At 69.6% G+C, this 16,801-nt stretch carries 16 protein-coding genes and 2 pseudogenes; 10 read left to right on the top strand and 8 right to left on the bottom strand.

Annotation, left to right across the window (positions count from 1 at the left end; translation table 11 throughout):
* Positions 1 to 441: 441 nt before the first annotated feature.
* Complete coding sequence (locus ACIPK4_RS33250) at positions 442 to 780, bottom strand: MerR family transcriptional regulator (protein WP_402319762.1); 339 nt, start codon at positions 778 to 780, stop codon at positions 442 to 444.
* A 917-nt stretch (positions 781 to 1,697) separates the two neighbouring features.
* Entirely contained in the window at positions 1,698 to 2,435 is a 738-nt protein-coding gene (locus ACIPK4_RS33245; protein ID WP_402319759.1) for an SDR family oxidoreductase, read from the bottom strand.
* A gap of 92 nt (positions 2,436 to 2,527) precedes the next feature.
* Here ACIPK4_RS33245 and ACIPK4_RS33240 point away from each other — a divergent pair, with 92 nt between their 5' ends.
* The 3 genes and pseudogenes from ACIPK4_RS33240 to ACIPK4_RS33230 form a co-directional block, all read left to right on the top strand.
* Positions 2,528 to 3,391, top strand: coding sequence for a LysR family transcriptional regulator (locus ACIPK4_RS33240; RefSeq protein ID WP_402319757.1), 864 nt, complete (start codon positions 2,528 to 2,530; stop codon positions 3,389 to 3,391).
* A 789-nt stretch (positions 3,392 to 4,180) separates the two neighbouring features.
* Positions 4,181 to 6,142, top strand: coding sequence for a pentapeptide repeat-containing protein (locus tag ACIPK4_RS33235; RefSeq protein WP_402319754.1), 1,962 nt, complete (start codon positions 4,181 to 4,183; stop codon positions 6,140 to 6,142).
* A gap of 33 nt (positions 6,143 to 6,175) precedes the next feature.
* Positions 6,176 to 6,253, top strand: a pseudogene (locus ACIPK4_RS33230) (IS5/IS1182 family transposase); the annotation flags it as partial.
* 110 nt (positions 6,254 to 6,363) lie between these two features.
* Here the strand turns inward: ACIPK4_RS33230 and ACIPK4_RS33225 are convergent.
* Entirely contained in the window at positions 6,364 to 6,972 is a 609-nt protein-coding gene (locus ACIPK4_RS33225) for a TetR/AcrR family transcriptional regulator (protein ID WP_402319752.1), read from the bottom strand.
* A 67-nt stretch (positions 6,973 to 7,039) separates the two neighbouring features.
* Here ACIPK4_RS33225 and ACIPK4_RS33220 point away from each other — a divergent pair, with 67 nt between their 5' ends.
* On the top strand, positions 7,040 to 8,212 hold the full coding sequence (locus ACIPK4_RS33220; RefSeq protein ID WP_402319749.1) for an FAD-dependent monooxygenase: 1,173 nt from the start codon (positions 7,040 to 7,042) through the stop codon (positions 8,210 to 8,212).
* Positions 8,213 to 8,823: 611 nt separating this feature from the next.
* Entirely contained in the window at positions 8,824 to 9,069 is a 246-nt protein-coding gene (locus tag ACIPK4_RS33215) for a hypothetical protein (protein WP_402319746.1), read from the top strand.
* A gap of 296 nt (positions 9,070 to 9,365) precedes the next feature.
* Here ACIPK4_RS33215 and ACIPK4_RS33210 read toward each other — a convergent pair whose 3' ends face one another.
* Entirely contained in the window at positions 9,366 to 10,358 is a 993-nt protein-coding gene (locus tag ACIPK4_RS33210; RefSeq protein WP_402319743.1) for a helix-turn-helix domain-containing protein, read from the bottom strand.
* A gap of 52 nt (positions 10,359 to 10,410) precedes the next feature.
* On the opposite strand from ACIPK4_RS33210, the gene ACIPK4_RS33205 reads away from it, so the two are divergent.
* On the top strand, positions 10,411 to 10,806 hold the full coding sequence (locus tag ACIPK4_RS33205) for a cupin domain-containing protein (protein WP_402319740.1): 396 nt from the start codon (positions 10,411 to 10,413) through the stop codon (positions 10,804 to 10,806).
* Positions 10,807 to 10,841: 35 nt separating this feature from the next.
* Here ACIPK4_RS33205 and ACIPK4_RS33200 read toward each other — a convergent pair whose 3' ends face one another.
* Both ACIPK4_RS33200 and ACIPK4_RS33195 read right to left on the bottom strand, forming a co-directional pair.
* Positions 10,842 to 11,114, bottom strand: coding sequence for a hypothetical protein (locus ACIPK4_RS33200; RefSeq protein WP_402319737.1), 273 nt, complete (start codon positions 11,112 to 11,114; stop codon positions 10,842 to 10,844).
* A gap of 46 nt (positions 11,115 to 11,160) precedes the next feature.
* On the bottom strand, positions 11,161 to 11,619 hold the full coding sequence (locus ACIPK4_RS33195; RefSeq protein WP_402319734.1) for a hypothetical protein: 459 nt from the start codon (positions 11,617 to 11,619) through the stop codon (positions 11,161 to 11,163).
* Positions 11,620 to 11,719: 100 nt separating this feature from the next.
* Here ACIPK4_RS33195 and ACIPK4_RS33190 point away from each other — a divergent pair.
* A pseudogene (locus ACIPK4_RS33190) lies at positions 11,720 to 12,017 on the top strand (hypothetical protein); the annotation flags it as partial.
* A gap of 2 nt (positions 12,018 to 12,019) precedes the next feature.
* Positions 12,020 to 12,568: a hypothetical protein gene (locus tag ACIPK4_RS33185; RefSeq protein WP_402319731.1), complete on the top strand. Its 549-nt coding sequence runs from the start codon at positions 12,020 to 12,022 to the stop codon at positions 12,566 to 12,568.
* A gap of 28 nt (positions 12,569 to 12,596) precedes the next feature.
* On the opposite strand, the gene ACIPK4_RS33180 is transcribed toward ACIPK4_RS33185, so the two are convergent.
* Complete coding sequence (locus ACIPK4_RS33180; RefSeq protein ID WP_402319728.1) at positions 12,597 to 13,358, bottom strand: SDR family oxidoreductase; 762 nt, start codon at positions 13,356 to 13,358, stop codon at positions 12,597 to 12,599.
* A 189-nt stretch (positions 13,359 to 13,547) separates the two neighbouring features.
* Here ACIPK4_RS33180 and ACIPK4_RS33175 point away from each other — a divergent pair, with 189 nt between their 5' ends.
* Together ACIPK4_RS33175 and ACIPK4_RS33170 are read left to right on the top strand one after the other, a co-directional pair.
* Positions 13,548 to 14,420: a helix-turn-helix transcriptional regulator gene (locus ACIPK4_RS33175; RefSeq protein ID WP_402319725.1), complete on the top strand. Its 873-nt coding sequence runs from the start codon at positions 13,548 to 13,550 to the stop codon at positions 14,418 to 14,420.
* A gap of 908 nt (positions 14,421 to 15,328) precedes the next feature.
* Positions 15,329 to 16,273 (top strand): hypothetical protein, encoded by a 945-nt coding sequence (locus ACIPK4_RS33170; protein ID WP_402319723.1) that lies wholly within the window; start codon positions 15,329 to 15,331, stop codon positions 16,271 to 16,273.
* Positions 16,274 to 16,346: 73 nt separating this feature from the next.
* Here the strand turns inward: ACIPK4_RS33170 and ACIPK4_RS33165 are convergent, their stop codons facing one another.
* Positions 16,347 to 16,715: a hypothetical protein gene (locus ACIPK4_RS33165; protein ID WP_402319720.1), complete on the bottom strand. Its 369-nt coding sequence runs from the start codon at positions 16,713 to 16,715 to the stop codon at positions 16,347 to 16,349.
* Positions 16,716 to 16,801 lie beyond the last annotated feature (86 nt).

Raw genomic sequence — 16,801 nt, 5'->3', positions numbered from 1 at the left:
GCGGGGTGCGACGGCCCCCGCGCCGCGCTTCCGTCCCGGACTCCGGGTCCCGCGGGGCGACTGCTGCCGCGCCCCGGCGCGTGCGGTCGAGTGCGTCAGTCGAGTGCATCAGTACCACGGCTGAGAACCGCTGCCGCTTTGCCGTTGCCTCCGGCCGCAGAGTGGGATCACGTGGGGCGACGGGCGCCGGGATCCCGACCGGCGACATGCCGGACGAACGAGTCGATGCCCGGGCGGGCGTACCGCTCCGAGGGGCGGACTGAGGCGTGCCATGAACGGGCCGGCAGCATCGCAGTGGAGGTGCCGCCTTCGGGCTCGTGCGTGAGCGCGCCGTTCGAGCGGATCGTGCGGCTTGGCCCGGAGGCCGGGCCGACCGTACGCCACCGGGCCAGGGGAACGCCGCCTGCGTGTGCGCGCCGCGCTGGGCGGGTGGGGGTGGGCTCAGGATGCGGGTGGTGGATTCCCTCGTTCGGCAGCGCGGCGGTATTCGGCATTGAGGCGCTGGGCCTCTTCGAGCTGGTCCTCGAGGATGACGATCCGGCAGGCGGCCTCGATGGGCGTGCCCTGGTCGACGATTTCCCGGGCCCGGGCGGCGATCCGCAGCTGGTAGCGGGAGTAGCGGCGGTGGCCGCCGGCGGAGCGGAGCGGGGTGATGAGGCGGGCTTCGCCCAGGGCGCGGAGGAAGGCCTGGGTGGTGCCGAGTATTTCTGCGGCCCGGCCCATGGTGTAGGCGGGGTAGTCGTCGTCATCAAGACGGCCGAACGAGTCGTCTGCTGTCATTGAACCTCTCTCATGGACACGCATGGAGGGGCCCTGGTGCCGTACGGCACCAGGGCCCCGAAGGAACTGCTACACCATCTGCCGACCCTGATACTGCGCCGGCCTTCTGTGTCCGCGGGTCCGACCGGAATGCTGTCGGGGCCGCGGGGATCGCGGTTGCTTGACCGGAGACCACCTCACTATCGATGTCCTGCGGTACCCGGGCTCAGACTTCCGCCCGGGCGATCCTGATGGCGCTCGGCTCCTCCGTTCTTCCCTCGGTGATCAACTGCTTACCAAGCGGGATTGCGTACTGCTGATACTGCGAACCGCTTGTACTGCTGGTGGTGCGTCCTGCTCGTGGCCTCAACCAGCGCCACGTTCCGGCAGCCAGCCCCGTCGCCCATCCTGCATCTGCTCTGGCTTAGAACCCCACTGCCGAACCTCCCGGTGCGCGCGCCCACAGCCGACGCCTTCACCGAGGTACTACTCACTGACTTCACTGCTGGGTACTGCCAACTGCACTTACTGCGGGTACTGCTTGCGGCGGCCCCTGATCACTGCGGGCCACCCGGTCCGGTCGTCAGCCCCGTCACCGTCCTGCAACCACTCTGGCTTCGGAACTCCACCACCGCACCGTCCAACCAACTGCAACTGCGGGTCCTGCTGCCCGGCAGTTCGTCTCTGCCGGGCCTTGCTGTCTCTCTGCGTTACGAGAGAAACCATACCCACGCCACCGTCCAATGTCTACTCCGGCCAACATAGATTTTCCTGTGTTCGAAGAGGAGCTAATCGCCCTCGAACGCGGTGCCCCCAGGGCCGCCGAAACGTCGCACAGGAGAAGACGTCGCATAGGAGAAGACGTCGGACAGGAGAAGGCGAGGGGTGGGGCGGGTGGGCCCTTCCTGCGGTGGGGCGCCTTCACGGCGCATTCGTGATCACCAGGGGACGACGCCGTCGTCCTCGAAGAACGAACCGCTCGGGCCGCCGTCGGGCAAGGTGGCGAGCCGGATCGCTGTGGCCGCGCCCTGTTCAGGGGTGCGGGGCCCTTGGAAGCCTGTGAAGTCGGTCGCGACCAGGCCCGGGCAGGCGGCGTTGATCAGGATGTTCGTGCCGGCGAAGTGCCGGGCGTACTGCACGGTGAGGGCGTTGAGGAACGACTTCGACGGCGCGTAGGCCGCCATGATCGGGCCTATCTCGGTGTCGGGGTCCGCCTGCCGGGTCAGGGAGCCGACGCTGCTGGAGACGTTGACGATGCGTGGCGAGGCCGAGCGCCGCAGCAGCGGCAGCATCGCGTTGGTCACCCGGACGACCCCCATGACGTTGGTGTCCACGACCGTGCGGAGCACCTCCAGGTTGAGCGCGGTCGGGTCCTGCACCCACCCCGGGTCCATCTCGCCCGAGATGCCGGCGTTGTTGACCAGGGCGTCCAGGCGCCCGGCCAGTCGTTCGATCAGTTCCGCGGCATCAGTGACGCTCTGGTCGTCGGTCACGTCCAGGGATACCCCGAACGCGTCCACGCCCGCGGCGCACAGCTTCCCGACGGCGGTTTCGCGTCGGGCGGCGTCGCGGGCTCCCACGCCCACGCGGTACCCGAGGCGGCCCAGCCCGGCCGCGATCTCGTACCCGATGCCCTTGTTCGCGCCGGTCACCAGCGCGATCATCGTTTCGCTCATGCTGATGATGTTGGCTCGCGGGCGAGTGGCGCGGCCAACACCGATACGGTGTCCTGTCATACCTGCCAGGTATCACCGCGTATGCTGCGGCCGTGGACACCCTGGAGACCCGCGAGTTGAGGTACTTCGTGGCCGTCGCCGAGGAACTGCACTTCGGGCGCGCCGCCGAGCGCCTCGGCATGGCCCAGCCGCCGCTGTCGCGGGCGATCCAGCAGCTCGAACGGCGCCTCGGGGTCTGCCTGCTGCAGCGCAACCGCCGTGGCGTCCGCCTGACCGGTGCCGGAGAGGTGCTGTTGCACGAGGGCCGGGCGGCCCTCGGCGCGACCGCTGCCGCCGCCCGCCGCACCCGGCGCGCCGGCGGTGCCGACAGTCCTGGCGGCCCCCGCGGTCGGCTGGTCCTCGCGGTGAAGGCCGCCGCGTCCCACGAACTGCTGAGGAAACTTCTCGACGCCTACGCGGACGAGCCCGACAGTGCCGAGATCGAGGTGCTGCCGTGCGGCATTTGCGAGCAGGAAGAGCTGCTGCGCGACGGACGCGCTGATGTCGCGCTCATGCACACGCCGTGGAACTCCCTCGCCGGGTTCGACAGCGAGGCACTGGCGACCGAGGGGCAGGTTGCCGTCCTGCCTGCCGGACACCCCCTCGCCGCCCGCGAGACCTTGTCCCTGGCCGATGTCAGGGACGTCCCCGATCTGCCGCTCGCCCGCTGGCCCACCCACGGCACCTACGCCCCCGGCCCGGGCCCCGAGATCCACAACCAGACGCAACTGGCCCAGTTGATCGCCCTCGGACGCACCGTGGCGGTCGTCCCCGACTCCGCCCGCTCCTGGCTGTGGGCCGAGCACACGGCCGTCCCCTTGACCGACGCGCCTCCCGTCGTGACCCACATCGCCTGGCCCGCCCACAGCCGCTCCCTCGCCCTGGCCGGCCTGATCCGCACGGCCGCCCGGCTATGACCAGCTCCTGCCCCCATCGGCCAGCACCCGCGACGGCTCAGATGCCACCAGGGCCGACGAGACTGACTCTTCCTGACGCAGGGCGTGTCGTAATGCGCGATGCGCCGGCAGGCGCGTGTGACCGGCGAAGGTGCCCGTCACCTGGCGAATGCGCCCGCCACGTCCGCCCGCAGCCGACCCGTGAACCGTGGGACGTCGCTCATGCCCACATCGATCGACGCGTAGCCGTTGTAGGTGCTCGCCGACTGCCGGGAGGCGTCCGGGCGGGCTCGGTACGGTGCGGCCGACCGCACAGCCCGCCCGTCTGATGGTGGCGGCCCGAGGGTGGGGAGCTGGGCTCGGTGAACCGCTGCTGCGCAGGAGCGCGCGCCGATCCACGTATGGGGGCGTCAGCAGCTCCTGCCCGTACAGTTGCAACACGTCAAACGCGACGTCAAACGCGACGAAGTACGCCGGCCGTGCCGCAGTGCCGCAGTGCTGCAGCGCTGCAGCGCCGCAGCGCCGCCGGCGTCGCCGCGGGCGCAGGCGGCTGCCCGGCGCTGCAACCCCTCGAACGACAGCCGGCCCGCCAGGGAGTGCTCGGCGGCGGACCAGCTCCGGCCACCGGTCCTGGCCCAGCGCCCCGCCGGTCCGCACCAGCACCCGGCCCCCCGGCTGCCGGGGTGAACAGCAGCGCCCGGTGCCCGACGTTTTCCAGACTTCGTTCTGGGTCATGAGACATCCCGCTGCCCACGCGAGTCTGCTGCAGTGGGACCGCAACCGGGCGTGTCGACCGTACGTCTCAGAGGCATGACTTCCACCTCACCCGACGCCGACCTCGACGCACTGCCCTGGGCGTACTGTCGCCACGGCGCTGCAGCAGACGACGTCGGGTGCCGAGGCCTCGTCGTCCAGCCCTACGCCGCCTGCCTGGCCCATCTGGGCGACGCCGACCGCTCCGCCTACCTCGCCGGCCTGCACCCCGGCGCGGACCTCGATCACCGAGGCACCCCGATATCGGAGGAGCTGCTGAGCGAACTGCTCGGCGCCGTCACGGATCCGCATTCAGCCAGGGCCCGCCTCGGCCATGCCCGATTCGGACTGGCCGAATTCAGCGGGAATGCCGACTTCGGCGGGGTGGAGATTGACGGAGACGCCGACTTCACGGAGGCAGAAATCGGCGGCGACGCCGATTTCACCAGGGCGGTGATCGCAGGCAACGCCTTGTTCGTCGGGTCGAGCATTCGCGGCGATGCCCAGTTCTCCAGCGTGGAGATCCGCGGCAACGCCCAGTTCGACGGGGCGAGGATTGACGGCCATGCCCAGTTCGCCAGGGCCACTATCGGCGGGTACGCCTGGTTCGTCAGGGCGGAGGTAGGCAGGGACGCCCAGTTCCCCAGGGCTCAGATAGGCAGCGACACCTGGTTCGCGAGTGCGTCGGTCGGCGGCCACATCCAGTTCGGTGGGGCGACCTTACGCGGTGACACCGCTTTCCGTGGAGCGACGGTCGTCGGCGACGTCCAGTTCGTCGGCGCGGTCTTCGAAGGCGATGCCACGTTCCGCGGAGCGACGGTCGGCGGCCACGCCGGCTTCGGCGGGGTGACTTTCCGTGGCGACGCACGGTTCGGCGGGGTGAAGATCGGCGGCGACGCCACCTTCCGCAGGGTGGTGTTCCATCACGTCGCCACTGTCGGGCCACTGGTATGCGCAGGATCGCTGGATCTGACGGAGGCGGTGTTCGGGACGGCCGTGACCATTGAGGCGGCCGCGGCCACTCTGGTCTGCCGCCGAACCCGGTGGGCTTCCACGGCCGTGCTGCGGCTGCGACACGCCACCTTGGACCTGAGCGACGCGGTGCTGGAACACCCGGTGAGCATCACCGCCCAGGCGAAACGCTTCACCCAGGATGAGCAGGAAATCCCCGAGCTCGGCCTGACGGACCCCCGCGTGCGGGCCGCATCGTTGCGCGGCGTGGATGCGGCTCACCTCGTGCTGACCGACGTGGACCTCACCGACTGCTTGTTCGCCGGAACCGTCCACCTCGACCAGCTGCGGCTGGACGGCCTGTACGTGTTCGCCACCACCCCCACCGGTCTGCGCCGGCGCGGACTGGTGCCGGTGCGCTGGACTCCTCGGCGAACGCTGGCCGAGGAGCACCACTGGCGTGCCACCCGCCCCGCGAGGGCGGGGGGCTGGACATCCGCGCCGGACGGAGAAGTGCCACTGCAGCCTGCGGCACTGGCGCCGGTGTACCGACAACTACGCAAGGCCTTCGAGGACGCGAAGCACGAACCCGGCGCCGCCGACTTCTACTACGGCGAGATGGAGATGCGCCGCCACGCACATGACATCCCGCGCAGCGAGCGAGCCCTGCTCACCACCTACTGGGCGCTGTCCGGCTACGGTCTGCGCGCCTCCCGAGCCTTGGGCTGGTTGCTGGGCGGCATCGCTGCGACCGTGCTGGCGATGGTGCTGTGGGGGCTTCCGCAGGACGACTCGAAGCCCCAGAGCACCGGCACGCTGACCGGTCACAGCCTCACGTGGACCACTGACAACCCCGAGCCGGTCAACCCCGACGGCCCCTACCGCAAGCGCCTGACGACCAAGAGGTTCGAGAAGTCCTTGCGGGTTGTCATCAACTCGGTGGTCTTCCGCTCTTCCGGCCAGGACCTGACCACCGCCGGCACGTACACCGAAATGGCATCCCGGCTCGTTGAACCTGCCCTCCTCGGTCTGGCAGTCCTTGCCGTGCGCGGCCGGGTGAAACGCTAGAAGCGCGGTCGTGGCGAACGGGTCCCCCTCCGCCCCGGCAGCCACAACGACTGCCGGGCGTTCACGGAGACCGGCGCGGACCGAGCCTGCCGCGGAACACGCACCCCCGCCGTCGCGTAGCCCCTCCACAATCAGGGTCACGTTCGACCGCAGGCCACCTCCCACAGCCATCCCCTGAGCCGGCGGTTCGGGGGCGCCGGCGGCCCACGTGCCGTGGTGCGTCAGAGGGCGGGACGCGGAGCGAGGCCGTCCAGCAGCACCGTGAGGTAGGCGTCGACGAGGTCGGGCGAGGACGGTTCGACGCGGGCGACGGCCAGGGCTGTGGCGCCGATGAGGGCGGTGGTGACGGCGGGGTCGAGGTCGGCGCGGACCAGCCCGTCCTGGCGTGCGCCGTCGAGCATTTCCTCGACGGCGCCCACCAGGCCGGCGCGCAGTGCGGTGGTGGCGGGCAGGTCCAGGCCGGTGAGCTGGTCGTGGATGGCGTGGTGTGCGGTCTGGAACGCGATCAGTTCGCGCAGGAAAGTGCGCAGGGCCTGATACGGCGTGGTCTCGGCGAGCAGATCTCGCGCGCGCTGGACAACGGGCCCGAGCAGGCGGGCGACCGCGGCGTCCAACAAGGCGTCCTTGCCGCCGAAGGCGCGCACGACGGTGGCGGCACCCAGCCCCGCGCGCTTCGCGATGGTCTCGACGGTGAGGGACACGCCCGGTTCGGCAAGCAGCGCAGTGGCGGCGTCCAGGACGAGGTCCCGGTTGCGTACGGCGTCGGCGCGGCGTTTCGGGGCGGTGGCGGTGGCGGTCGTGAGGTCCGGCTGTTCCGAAGGCGTTGACAACTGAAATGACCCTTCCACATACTCATATGGAACGCATGTTTCACTTAAGTCTAGCGGGGGCGGCTTCATGAACGAGCGGATCCTGATCTCTGGAGCCGGCATCGCCGGACTCACTTTGGCCCATTGGCTGGCCCGGCACGGCATGCGGCCCACCATCGTCGAGCGCGCCTCTGCACTGCGTACCGGCGGCAACGGGGTGGACGTACGCGACGACGCCGTCACCGTGGCCGAGCGGATGGGCCTCATGGACCGCATCCGCGAACTGGCCGCCGACGTGAACGGCATCAAGTTCGTCGATGCCGCCGACCGCGCCGTCGCCCGGATCGACACCCGCGACAACGCCTCGGTCGAGGTCATGCGGGGCGACCTGGTCGCCCTGCTGTACGAGGCCACCGAAGATGTGGAAATCCTCTTCGGTGACTCGATCCGGGCCCTGAAGCAGGACGACCACGGCGTGACGGTCACCTTCGAACACGCTCCCGCCCGCCACTTCGACCTCGTGATCGGCGCCGATGGGATGCACTCCCCCCTGCGCCGGCTCGCCTTCGGCCCCGAGGACCGGTACCTGCGGCACAAGGACCACTACTTCGCCTTCGCCAATGCCGACGCAGGGCTGGGCGAGGACCGCTGGGTGACGATGTTCAACACTCCGGGAAAGATGATCGGGATCTACCGGTCGGGCAACCACGCCCAGGCCAAGGCGTACTTCATCTTCCGCTCCGAGCGGCTGAACTACGACCACCGCGACGTGGCCCAGCACAAGAGGCTGGTCACCGAAGCATTCGCCGACCAGCCCTGGCAGCCCGCCCGGGGCCTGCTGGATGCGGCCCTGGCGGATCCCGACTTCTATTTCGACGCCCTTGGCCAAGTGCAGATGGACTCCTGGTCCAGCGGCCGGATCGCTCTGGTCGGTGACGCGGCCTGGTGCGCTTCCCCAGCCTCGGGCTCAGGTGCCGAACTGGCCCTGGTCGGGGCGTACCGGCTGGCGGGGGAGCTGGCCGCGGCGGGCGGGAACCACCGGCTCGCCTTCGCGCGCTATGACACCGTCCACCGGCCTCTGGTCGACCGCAAACAGCAGATCAGCCCGAACGTGCGCCTCATGGTGCCAAAGACCGAGGGCGGCCGGTGCCTGCGCGACGTGCTGGTCCGGCTGCCCCTCATGAAGGCCGCCGGAGCGCTCGAGCGCCGCCTGCAGGCCCGTGCTGCCGAACCCCTGCCGATCTACCACCGCGCCGCCTGAGACGCGACGCGCCGGCCTCTCGGCACGGCCGCTGCCGCCGCGAGCGAATGCCTCGCGTGCGCGACCTCGTCCACGACCTCGTCCGCGGCCGCGACCGCGCCGACGGCACGGCAGAGGTCCTCCGTACTGTGCGGTTACTGCGTGCACCGCTGCAGGTGGGCACGACACGGCCCCGACGCACTCGGGTCGGCCGGCTCGGCGGAATTCCGACGGGGCGGCCCGCGCCACGGCTGCCGGCCGAAACGGGCGGCAGGGGCGCTTTCCGAGACGGTCACCGACGGCCCACGGCCCACGGCCCGCCACCTGCACAACCGCGACTCACCCACCCACACCGGGACTGGCCGTCCGGTCGGCGAGCCAGAGGGACGGAACGCAGAGCGGGAGCGTCCTGGACGCATCGATCACGAACAGCCGACGCCCAGCCAGGGCCGATTCGAAGGGGAACGGGCTCTCTGGGCCAGGCTGCGCCCCGCAAGCGCCGCGGGACGAGGCTTTTGGACGGCACGCCAGGTTCGGGCGTCCCCAGGTAAGACCTGGCCACATGTTAAGGATATGAGCGGAAAGTTCCACTAACCGGGAGGTATGTGACGATGCGTACGACTCTTCATCGTGTGGCGACCGTGCTGGGTAGCGCGGCGATGCTGGCCGCCGTCGGCGCCGGCGCGGCCACCGCCGACGGCGTGGGCAACGCGGGCATCGGCAACCAAGGCGTCGGAAACGCCGGCGTCTACAACAACGGCGTTGGAAACGCCGGCATCGCCAACTGGGGGGTGGGCAACGCGGGCATCGCGAACACGGGCATCGGCAGCCACGGCATCGGCAACTCCGGCGTCGGCACCGCCGGCATCGGCAACTGAGCCGGCACCGGACCCTGCATGACCCAGTGACACGACGCGCCCGGATGGCAGCCGGGCGCGTCCACCTGCCGCCAGTGGCTGCGGGTGCCGGCCCGGCCGCAGGAGAGGAAGGATCTGCTCTGCTGCGTCTCGGTAAGACGATCCGGCATCTTCAGGTTCGTACCTGAAGCCGGAGAACGTCCGCCGCTGCTTCAAACCCTCCCCCCGAGGCGACCGCGGATCCGACGAGAGCCTGCCCGCCCCTGGCGACAGCAGACGATGAAGGACACGTCGGTGCCGGCCGGGGATGCCCGCCGTCAGTTCGCCCCGGGACCGAACCGGCGCTTGTACGCCGACGGTGTGATGCCGGTCTCGCGGCGCATGAGCAGGCGCAGATTGGCAGCGGTGCCAAGCCCGCTGCGTCGCGCGACCACCTCGAAGCGGGACTCACCCCGCTCGATCAACCGGCACGCCAGAGCAAGCCGTTCCCCCGTCAGCCACGCCAGCGGCGTCGTGCCCAGTTGCGCCTGGAAGCGCCGATGCAACGTCGCCGGACTGACCGCCGCACGCGCCGCAAGGCCCGACACGGTGAGCGGTGAGTCCAAGCGCTCCTGGGCCCAGGCCAGAACGGGTGCCAAGGTCTCGTCCGGCAGGTCGGGCATGGGCCGCTCCACGAACTGTCGCTGCCCACCGTCCCGGTGCGCCGCGAAGACCAGTCGCCGGCTCACCGAGTTGGCGACCTCCGCGCCGTAGTCGCGACGGACGACATGCAGCCCAAGATCGAGCGCAGCTGCACTGCCTGCCGCGGTGAGGATGTCACCGTCATCGACGAACAGCACGTCCGCTTCGAGGTGGACGGAGGGGAAGCGGGCTCGGAACGAATCCGCCCACTGCCAGTGCGCGGTGGCCCGGCGCCCGTCGAGGACTCCGGCCTCGGCCAGGGTGAAGGCGCCGCTGCAGAAGCCGACCAGGCGCGCACCGCGGGCGTGTGCCCGGCGGACGGCGTCGAGGACGGCGGGGCGGCGGGGCACGTCGGTGTCCGGGCGGTTGGGGACGATCAAAGTGTCCGCGGTGTCGGCCGCTTCGAGGCCGGCGACTCCCGTGAGCGTGAAGAATCCGTCTCGCATCAGGGTGCGGGGCTCGGGGGAGCAGAGCTGGAAGTCGTAGAGATCACGGCCGATCTCCGGTCTGCGCAGACCGAAGACCTCGGTCGCGCAGCCGAGCTCGAAGGGGTTCGAGTTCTCGTCCACGATCACGACGACCCGGTGGGCGCCCGCCGCCTGAGCTGCGTGCGAGGATTCTTTCGCCATATGCAATTCCTAGCACTCACGGCAGCCATGTGAAACGGCGCAGGATGAGCCCATGAGCAGCGAACCCATCTCCCTCAGCACGGCCCTGGCCTCCTTCGATGCCCTGTGGAGCCCCCGCATCGTCACGCGCGTGAACGACTACGACGTCCGCATCGCCAAGGTCGCGGGCGAACACGTCTGGCACGCCCACGACGACACCGACGAGTTCTTCCTGGTACTCGACGGCGAGCTGCACATCTCCCTGCGCGAGCCCGAGGGGGAGCGCACGGTCAAGCTCCCGCAGGGGGCGGTCTTCACCGTCCCCCGGGGCACGGAGCACAGGCCGTACGCTCCGTCCGGTGCCGCGATCCTCATGTTCGAGCCCACCGGGACGCCGACGGTGGGCGATCGCCACGACGAGATCCCCGAGCACGTCGACGCAACGACCGGACACGCCCTCAGCACCTGACCCGACAGGCTCCGGCGGCGCTGCTGCCCGTGGCGTCAGCCCACCGCCGGACCGGTCACGTTCACCGACTGCCCGGCGAGGACGGTGCGGTACTCGCACGAGCGCGTTGCGGAGCAGGTCAAGCGCTTCTCTGCGTCCCGCAGTTCTTCGGCGACCTTCAGCGGTTCCAGGGCGCGGCCCAGGCGCTTCATCTCGTGCACCTGCGTGTGTGAGCGGGTGCTTTGTACTACTTGGCGAACCGGCCAGCTCCTCCACAGCCGGGTGACCGCGCCGAGCCCGCCGAGCTGCACCGGCATGGCCTGCACCATGCCCAGCACTCCTGAGGAGGCGTCGCCGTCCGGCCGCTGGGCGACCTCAACGGCCAGGACGCCACCAGTGGCTCTCGTCAAGATTCAGGCTGACCAGCCAGTATTCGTACTCCTCTGCGGTGATACCGCAGATGTGGTGGCCGGACTGGGAGCGTGCGATGAACTCGATCCGCCCCTGGTCATCGACGAGGCGAGAAACGTCGGCGGCGTCGGTGGGGCGTACACGAACCCAGCCGACCTCGGAGGCTCCGGTCACGACTGCCGTGAGGAGGAACGCACCGTCCTCGCCGATGACGTCCGTCTGACGGGCGTGTTGCAGCCACAGCTGATGGATTCCCTCGAGGTTCCCCTGCAGGGGAAGGGACGCGACGGGCCCCACGCCGAATCCGGCCATGGCGCGCCAGGCCGTGTCGACCGACGGGCCGGGTTCGTTGCCCTGGACCGTGTCCACCTCGAAACCGCTGTCCCGGATGAGCGCGATGAGATCGTCCCTGCTCGTTCGCATGTCAGCTTTCCTCGTAGAAGAAGTGGTGGTCTCCGCCGGGCTCATCGATGGCCCGGTAGCGTTTCCCTCGATGATCGGCAACGGCTCCACGTGATCCCCACGGTGGTTCGACGTCGAGCACACGTTCCGCCTGGTCAAGCAGACCCTCGGCTGGACCCGGCCCAAGGGTCCGCCGAGGGTTCAGGGCCTGACACGCGCGGACGGGTACGTCGGCCCGTGCACCGAAACCCACCCCGCCCGGCCCCGGCCGCCCGCGCGGCTCGAAGAACCAGCAACCCGCCCCTCGCTACGACGTCGGTCGCGTCCTCGCCATCGGCGAGCCCTACACTCGGCCCTCACACCACACGGCCGGCACCAAGCTCCCGGCGCACTGGATGGACGTCAAGCCTAGACTCTGACGATGATCGAGATCCTCGACAACCTGGACGTGCTGTCCCGACTGCACCTCGACCTCACGACCGTGGAGATGTGCGGTACGGCGCTGGGAGCACCAGCCACCAGCATTCCACGCCGGATCATCGTCCAGGCCCAGTCCTCCGTAGTCGCCCGGTACCGCGGCGGGACCAGCCTCGACAGCGAGTACTACGACGCCAACGGCCGGCGGCTGACCCTCGACGAGGTCATCGACCATGCTGCCCAGTCAGACGGGTTCTTGTACTGCGCCGACAAGCTCACCTACAAGATTCGTGCCGGAGCCGTCGTCGGCTTCGCGATCTACGGACCTCATCTCTCCCATTTCGCTCACCTGACCTCATACGAGGATCTCCTGACCGTGTTCGGTACACCCGACAGGGCGCAGGAAGACGAGGCATACGGCGAGCTCATGGGCTACGACAACTACTACTGGGGCGCACAAAAGCATGTGCGGTGGGACGCCTGGGACGACCGAATAAGCCTGATCAACCTGGGCGCTTTCGAGGGCAACGTGGCGGCCGCCCCGGGGCGGTGAGCGAGGAGGCTGTCGGCGGGGACGGGCGTCATCCTTCGCGGCTGGGGAGCATGGCCAGGGCCTGGGAGCGCTGTGCGACGAGGTCGTCGTAGGTGCCGTCGCGTTCGGCCCAGCGGTGCATGAGGACGCCCTTCACGAGGATTTCGTCAGGGGTGGGGTTCTGCGAGAGCAGGTGCATGACCTCGGTGGCGAAGTCATCGAGCGGCAACGCGTGCGGGTTCACCTCTTCCTGACCTGCTGTGGCGACAGCCGGGGGGACGAGCTCGACGACGCCGACACCGGTGCCGTCGAGCTGCGCGCGCAGTGCCTCGGAGTAGGCGTGCACCGCGGCCTTCGAGGCGGCGTAGCTGGGCATGGGCGGGAACGGCAGGAAGGCGATTCCGGAGGTGACGGTGATGAAGGTGCCGGCGCCGCGCTGGACAAGGTGAGGGGTGAAGGCGTCGATGACCCGGATGGTGCCGAGCAGGTTGGTGTCGATCGTCGTCTTGGCGGCCTCGAAGTGCGCGGGGTCGCGCAGGTCTTCCAGGAGCATGACCCCCGACATGGTCACCACGGTGTCCAGCTCGGGGTACCGGGCGAGCACGGCATCGCGAAATGACGCTACGGAGGCACTGTCCGTGACGTCGACACCGAAGGTGCCGAAACCTTCCCCGTCGAGTTCCGAGAGTGCCTGTGGGCTGCGGCCGCCGACGGCTACGGTGCTGCCCGCTGCGGCGAACCGGCGGGCCAGCTCTCGCCCGATACCCGAGGTTGCGCCGACGATGAGAACGGTGCGGCCGGAGAGATCCATGAGATCTTCCCTTCAGTCCAGGGCGCCGGCGGCGTTCGGGCCCGCGGCGCAGACAGTGATGTTCTCCGTCTCTTTCAAAACGGTGTCACCGCAGTCTTGACGGCGTTCGCCGGGTGTGGCGGGGCCCCCGTCTTCCCTGGTCCTGCCAGGGCCCCCTCTGCGACACGCGCACCGCATTACGGTGTCGGTATGAAGGATGAGGAATCCGGCAACCGGCTCGGCAGCTACCTCCGTGCCCGGCGTGAGCTGGTCTCCCCGGCGCAGGCAGGCCTCCCGCCGGGCGGCAACCGCCGCGTGCCCGGCCTGCGCCGTGAGGAAGTCGCCTTGCTGGCCGGAATCAGTCCCGACTACTACCTGCGCCTGGAACGGGGCCGTGACAAGAACCCCTCAACCCAGGTGCTCGGATCACTCGCGCGCGTCCTGCGGCTCGACGACATCGAGCGGACGTATCTGCTCGGCCTCGCGGCGGCACGCCCCAGGGCCCCACGCCGCAAGCGGCCCGAGCACGTACCGGCGCGGGTGCACGAGCTGCTCGCCCACCTTCAGATCCCCGCGTTCCTCGAAGGGCGCGCGTTCGATGTCCTGGCCTCCAACCCCATGGCCCTCGCGCTCTCCCCCCGGCTGCGGCCCGGCCAGAACCGGCTGCGTTCTCTCCTCCTTGATCCCGAGGAACAAGCCTTCCACCAGGACTGGGCGAAAGCCACCGCCGATTTCATCGCCGCCCTTCGCACCACCATCGGGGACGACACCGACAACCCCCGGTTCGTCGAGCTCGTCGGAGAACTCGCACTGTCCAGTCAGCGGTTCCGTACCCTGTGGGGCCGCCACGACGTCCGCAGCCTCGACGGAGGCACGACCACGGTCCACCACCCCGTCGTCGGTGAACTACGCCTCCACAGGGACAAACTCCCCATCGACGACGTCATCCTCGTCGTCTACTACCCCGACAAGGACAGCGACAGCGACGAGAAACTGCGGCTCCTCGCCGCACTCTCACACACCGAGTCCGCCGGCACAGCGCACGACAGGCCGGCGCACAACCCGCACCCGAAGGCACCTTGACGAACACGTCCTCGCCGGTGTCCGGGTCGATGGCCATCAGTCGGACCGAGAGCGCGTCCACGTCGATCACCCGGACCTGCCAGCCGCGCTCGGCCAGGCCCTGCTCGAGGTTCGTGACGATCTCCGCCATGGGGACGGGGTTCTCGGTGGCGACGTCGAGGTCCTGGCTCAGACGCAATGATGCGACCCACTCGCCAGGGTTCTGCCCGCCCAGGATTACCCGCCCCTACGCCGCGCAGCGGCTCACGATCTCCAAGGGGTGGAGCGCGGACTGCCGGAACGGGTGCTCGGCCGGGGCCGAGAGATGAAGGCTCGGACCTCGAAGGAGCATCCCGGAAGACAAGCAATACGCGTGGAAGATTCAGCGGCCAGGCAAGAGAAAGATCCACGAACCGCACCCCCCGGTCGGAGATGATGCGTTACCGGAACGAGGCGCACTCCTGCTTTGATCACGGGGGCATGACGCCCATGACCTCGGAGGGGACGACCGTGTGCAGGAAAATATGGGCTGCTGTCGCGGCAGCAGTCATCGCGCTCGGAGCCGCAGGCTGCGGCGCGAGCGCTGGCGGCGTCGGGGAGGCCGCTGCGCCGGCAGCACCGCGGCCTGAGGGCACCGGGCCGCTCACGAAGGAGGTTGTGCGCGCCGACATCGGCGACTCGGCCGCAGCCGCGGGCGTTCGGGCGAGCGCCCTGGAATCGGCCGGGATGTTAGTGGGGGACCGGATGATTCCCTCATGCTGAAGAGCCTTTACACACATGTGGTCTGGGGCACTGCCGTCTACACCGCCTTCGCCGTGTGGCTTGTCGGCCCGCAGTGGACGGGCAGGTCGCGCAGGCCACGCGGAAGGGTGTTCCGCTGGACGCGGAGGGACGGCCGGTGTAAGCGGTCCCAGACACGTGCCGCGGAGGTGCTTGCCGTCCTGGCCGCGCACACGCCGGCCGGTGCGGAGCTGCCGGACCAGGACCGGCTGCGCGTGAGGCTGGAGGACCGGAGGTTCTCCGTGCTCTCGATCCTGCTGGTGTGGGCCTTTCCGTACGTTGGCGTCATGACGGCCCTGTTCCTCGTCCTGAATGGGGACTTCTCCGCCAGGCACCCGTGGATGCTCGCGTTGGTGTGGGGCATGTTCGGCGGGATCATCGTGGTCACGGAGGTGGATCGCCGCATGCTGGCCCGGTCCGTCCCGCTGGAGCACACCACTCTCATGGCCGTGATCGCCGTCGAGGCGTGCCAGGCGCCGGAGCCCGAGCAGCGCGAGGTGCGTGGCCACTCCTACGGCTCCGTGGTGTGCGCTGCCGTCGACGACCTGTGCGCGGCACTCGGCCGCCAGGCCGAACTGGAGCCGAGGCGCACTGATCCCGTCCACCGGGCGCGGCTGCGCGCGCAGGCGCAGGAGGTCGCACGCAACCTCCACGCGGCCAAGGTCCGCCTCGTCGAGGGCGACCAGTCGGCTCTGGCGGATCTCCACGCCATCATCGGATCGGTCCTGGCCCGCACGGTCGCCGCGGCGCACCGACCGGAGAACAGCGGTCACCTCGTGGCCGCTGAGGTCCTGACGGCGGACCCCGACTGGCAGGGCCCTCCGTCGCGCAACGAGTCGACGCGCGCGAAGGTGCTCGGATACGCGCTCTTCATCGGCGGTCTCATCGCGATCGGCCAGCTTCTGTCCGCGCTGAACCTGCCCGAGGCGGTCACCCTGCCACTGCTCGGCGTCCTGGCCGGCGGAACCCACCGTGCCCTGAAGCACCGCCTCCCCGTCCCAGCCCTCCCCGAGTCCCTCAGCCCGACCGCCGCACCGGTTCACGTCTCTGCGCCTGCCCCGAACGGTCAAACCGCGGACCACCGGCTGGGCTAAGGGCCTCGCTCAGGATCCTCGCCCCACGCTCCGCCAGTGTCTCCCGTAGTCGTGCTTGGCACCTGCAGAGAGTTCAGAACCCGATCGGGATCCCGAGGGTGCCCGCGACGGCTTGAGCGAGGCCTGTCGCGAGTACGGGAGGCAGGTAGGTTTTCGCGCTCACCCAAACCCGCTGTCCGAGTTGACGAACGCGGCTCGGATCGGGCTCGGGGGCGGTGAGCTCGGCTTGCAGTGCCTCGACGTCAGCCTCGACAACGGCCCGCTCCTCGGCCGGCAGGTTCGAGGTCTGCGCAGCGGTCAGTACTTCGCGTGCGAAGTTCGCGAGCTGCCCGGGGTCGTAGCCGAAGGTGTTGTGCTGGACGTTGCCCTGGCCCATCTGGGGTGCACCCCCATTGACCGTGACGTTCCAAGTGTTCTGGGGACTGGGCTGCTGGTTGCTCAAGACTTCCTCGCAGTGATCAGTGGTTGTGGAGCTTGCCGTCGTGCTGGGTCAGCGGGCACGTGCTGGGGCTTGCCAATCGACGGTCG

This window comes from Streptomyces sp. NPDC086989, from assembly GCF_044745505.1.
GTDB lineage: Bacteria > Actinomycetota > Actinomycetes > Streptomycetales > Streptomycetaceae > Streptomyces.
The sequence above is the reverse complement of the archived record's forward strand: the minus strand, read 5'-3'. Positions and strand labels throughout refer to the sequence as shown.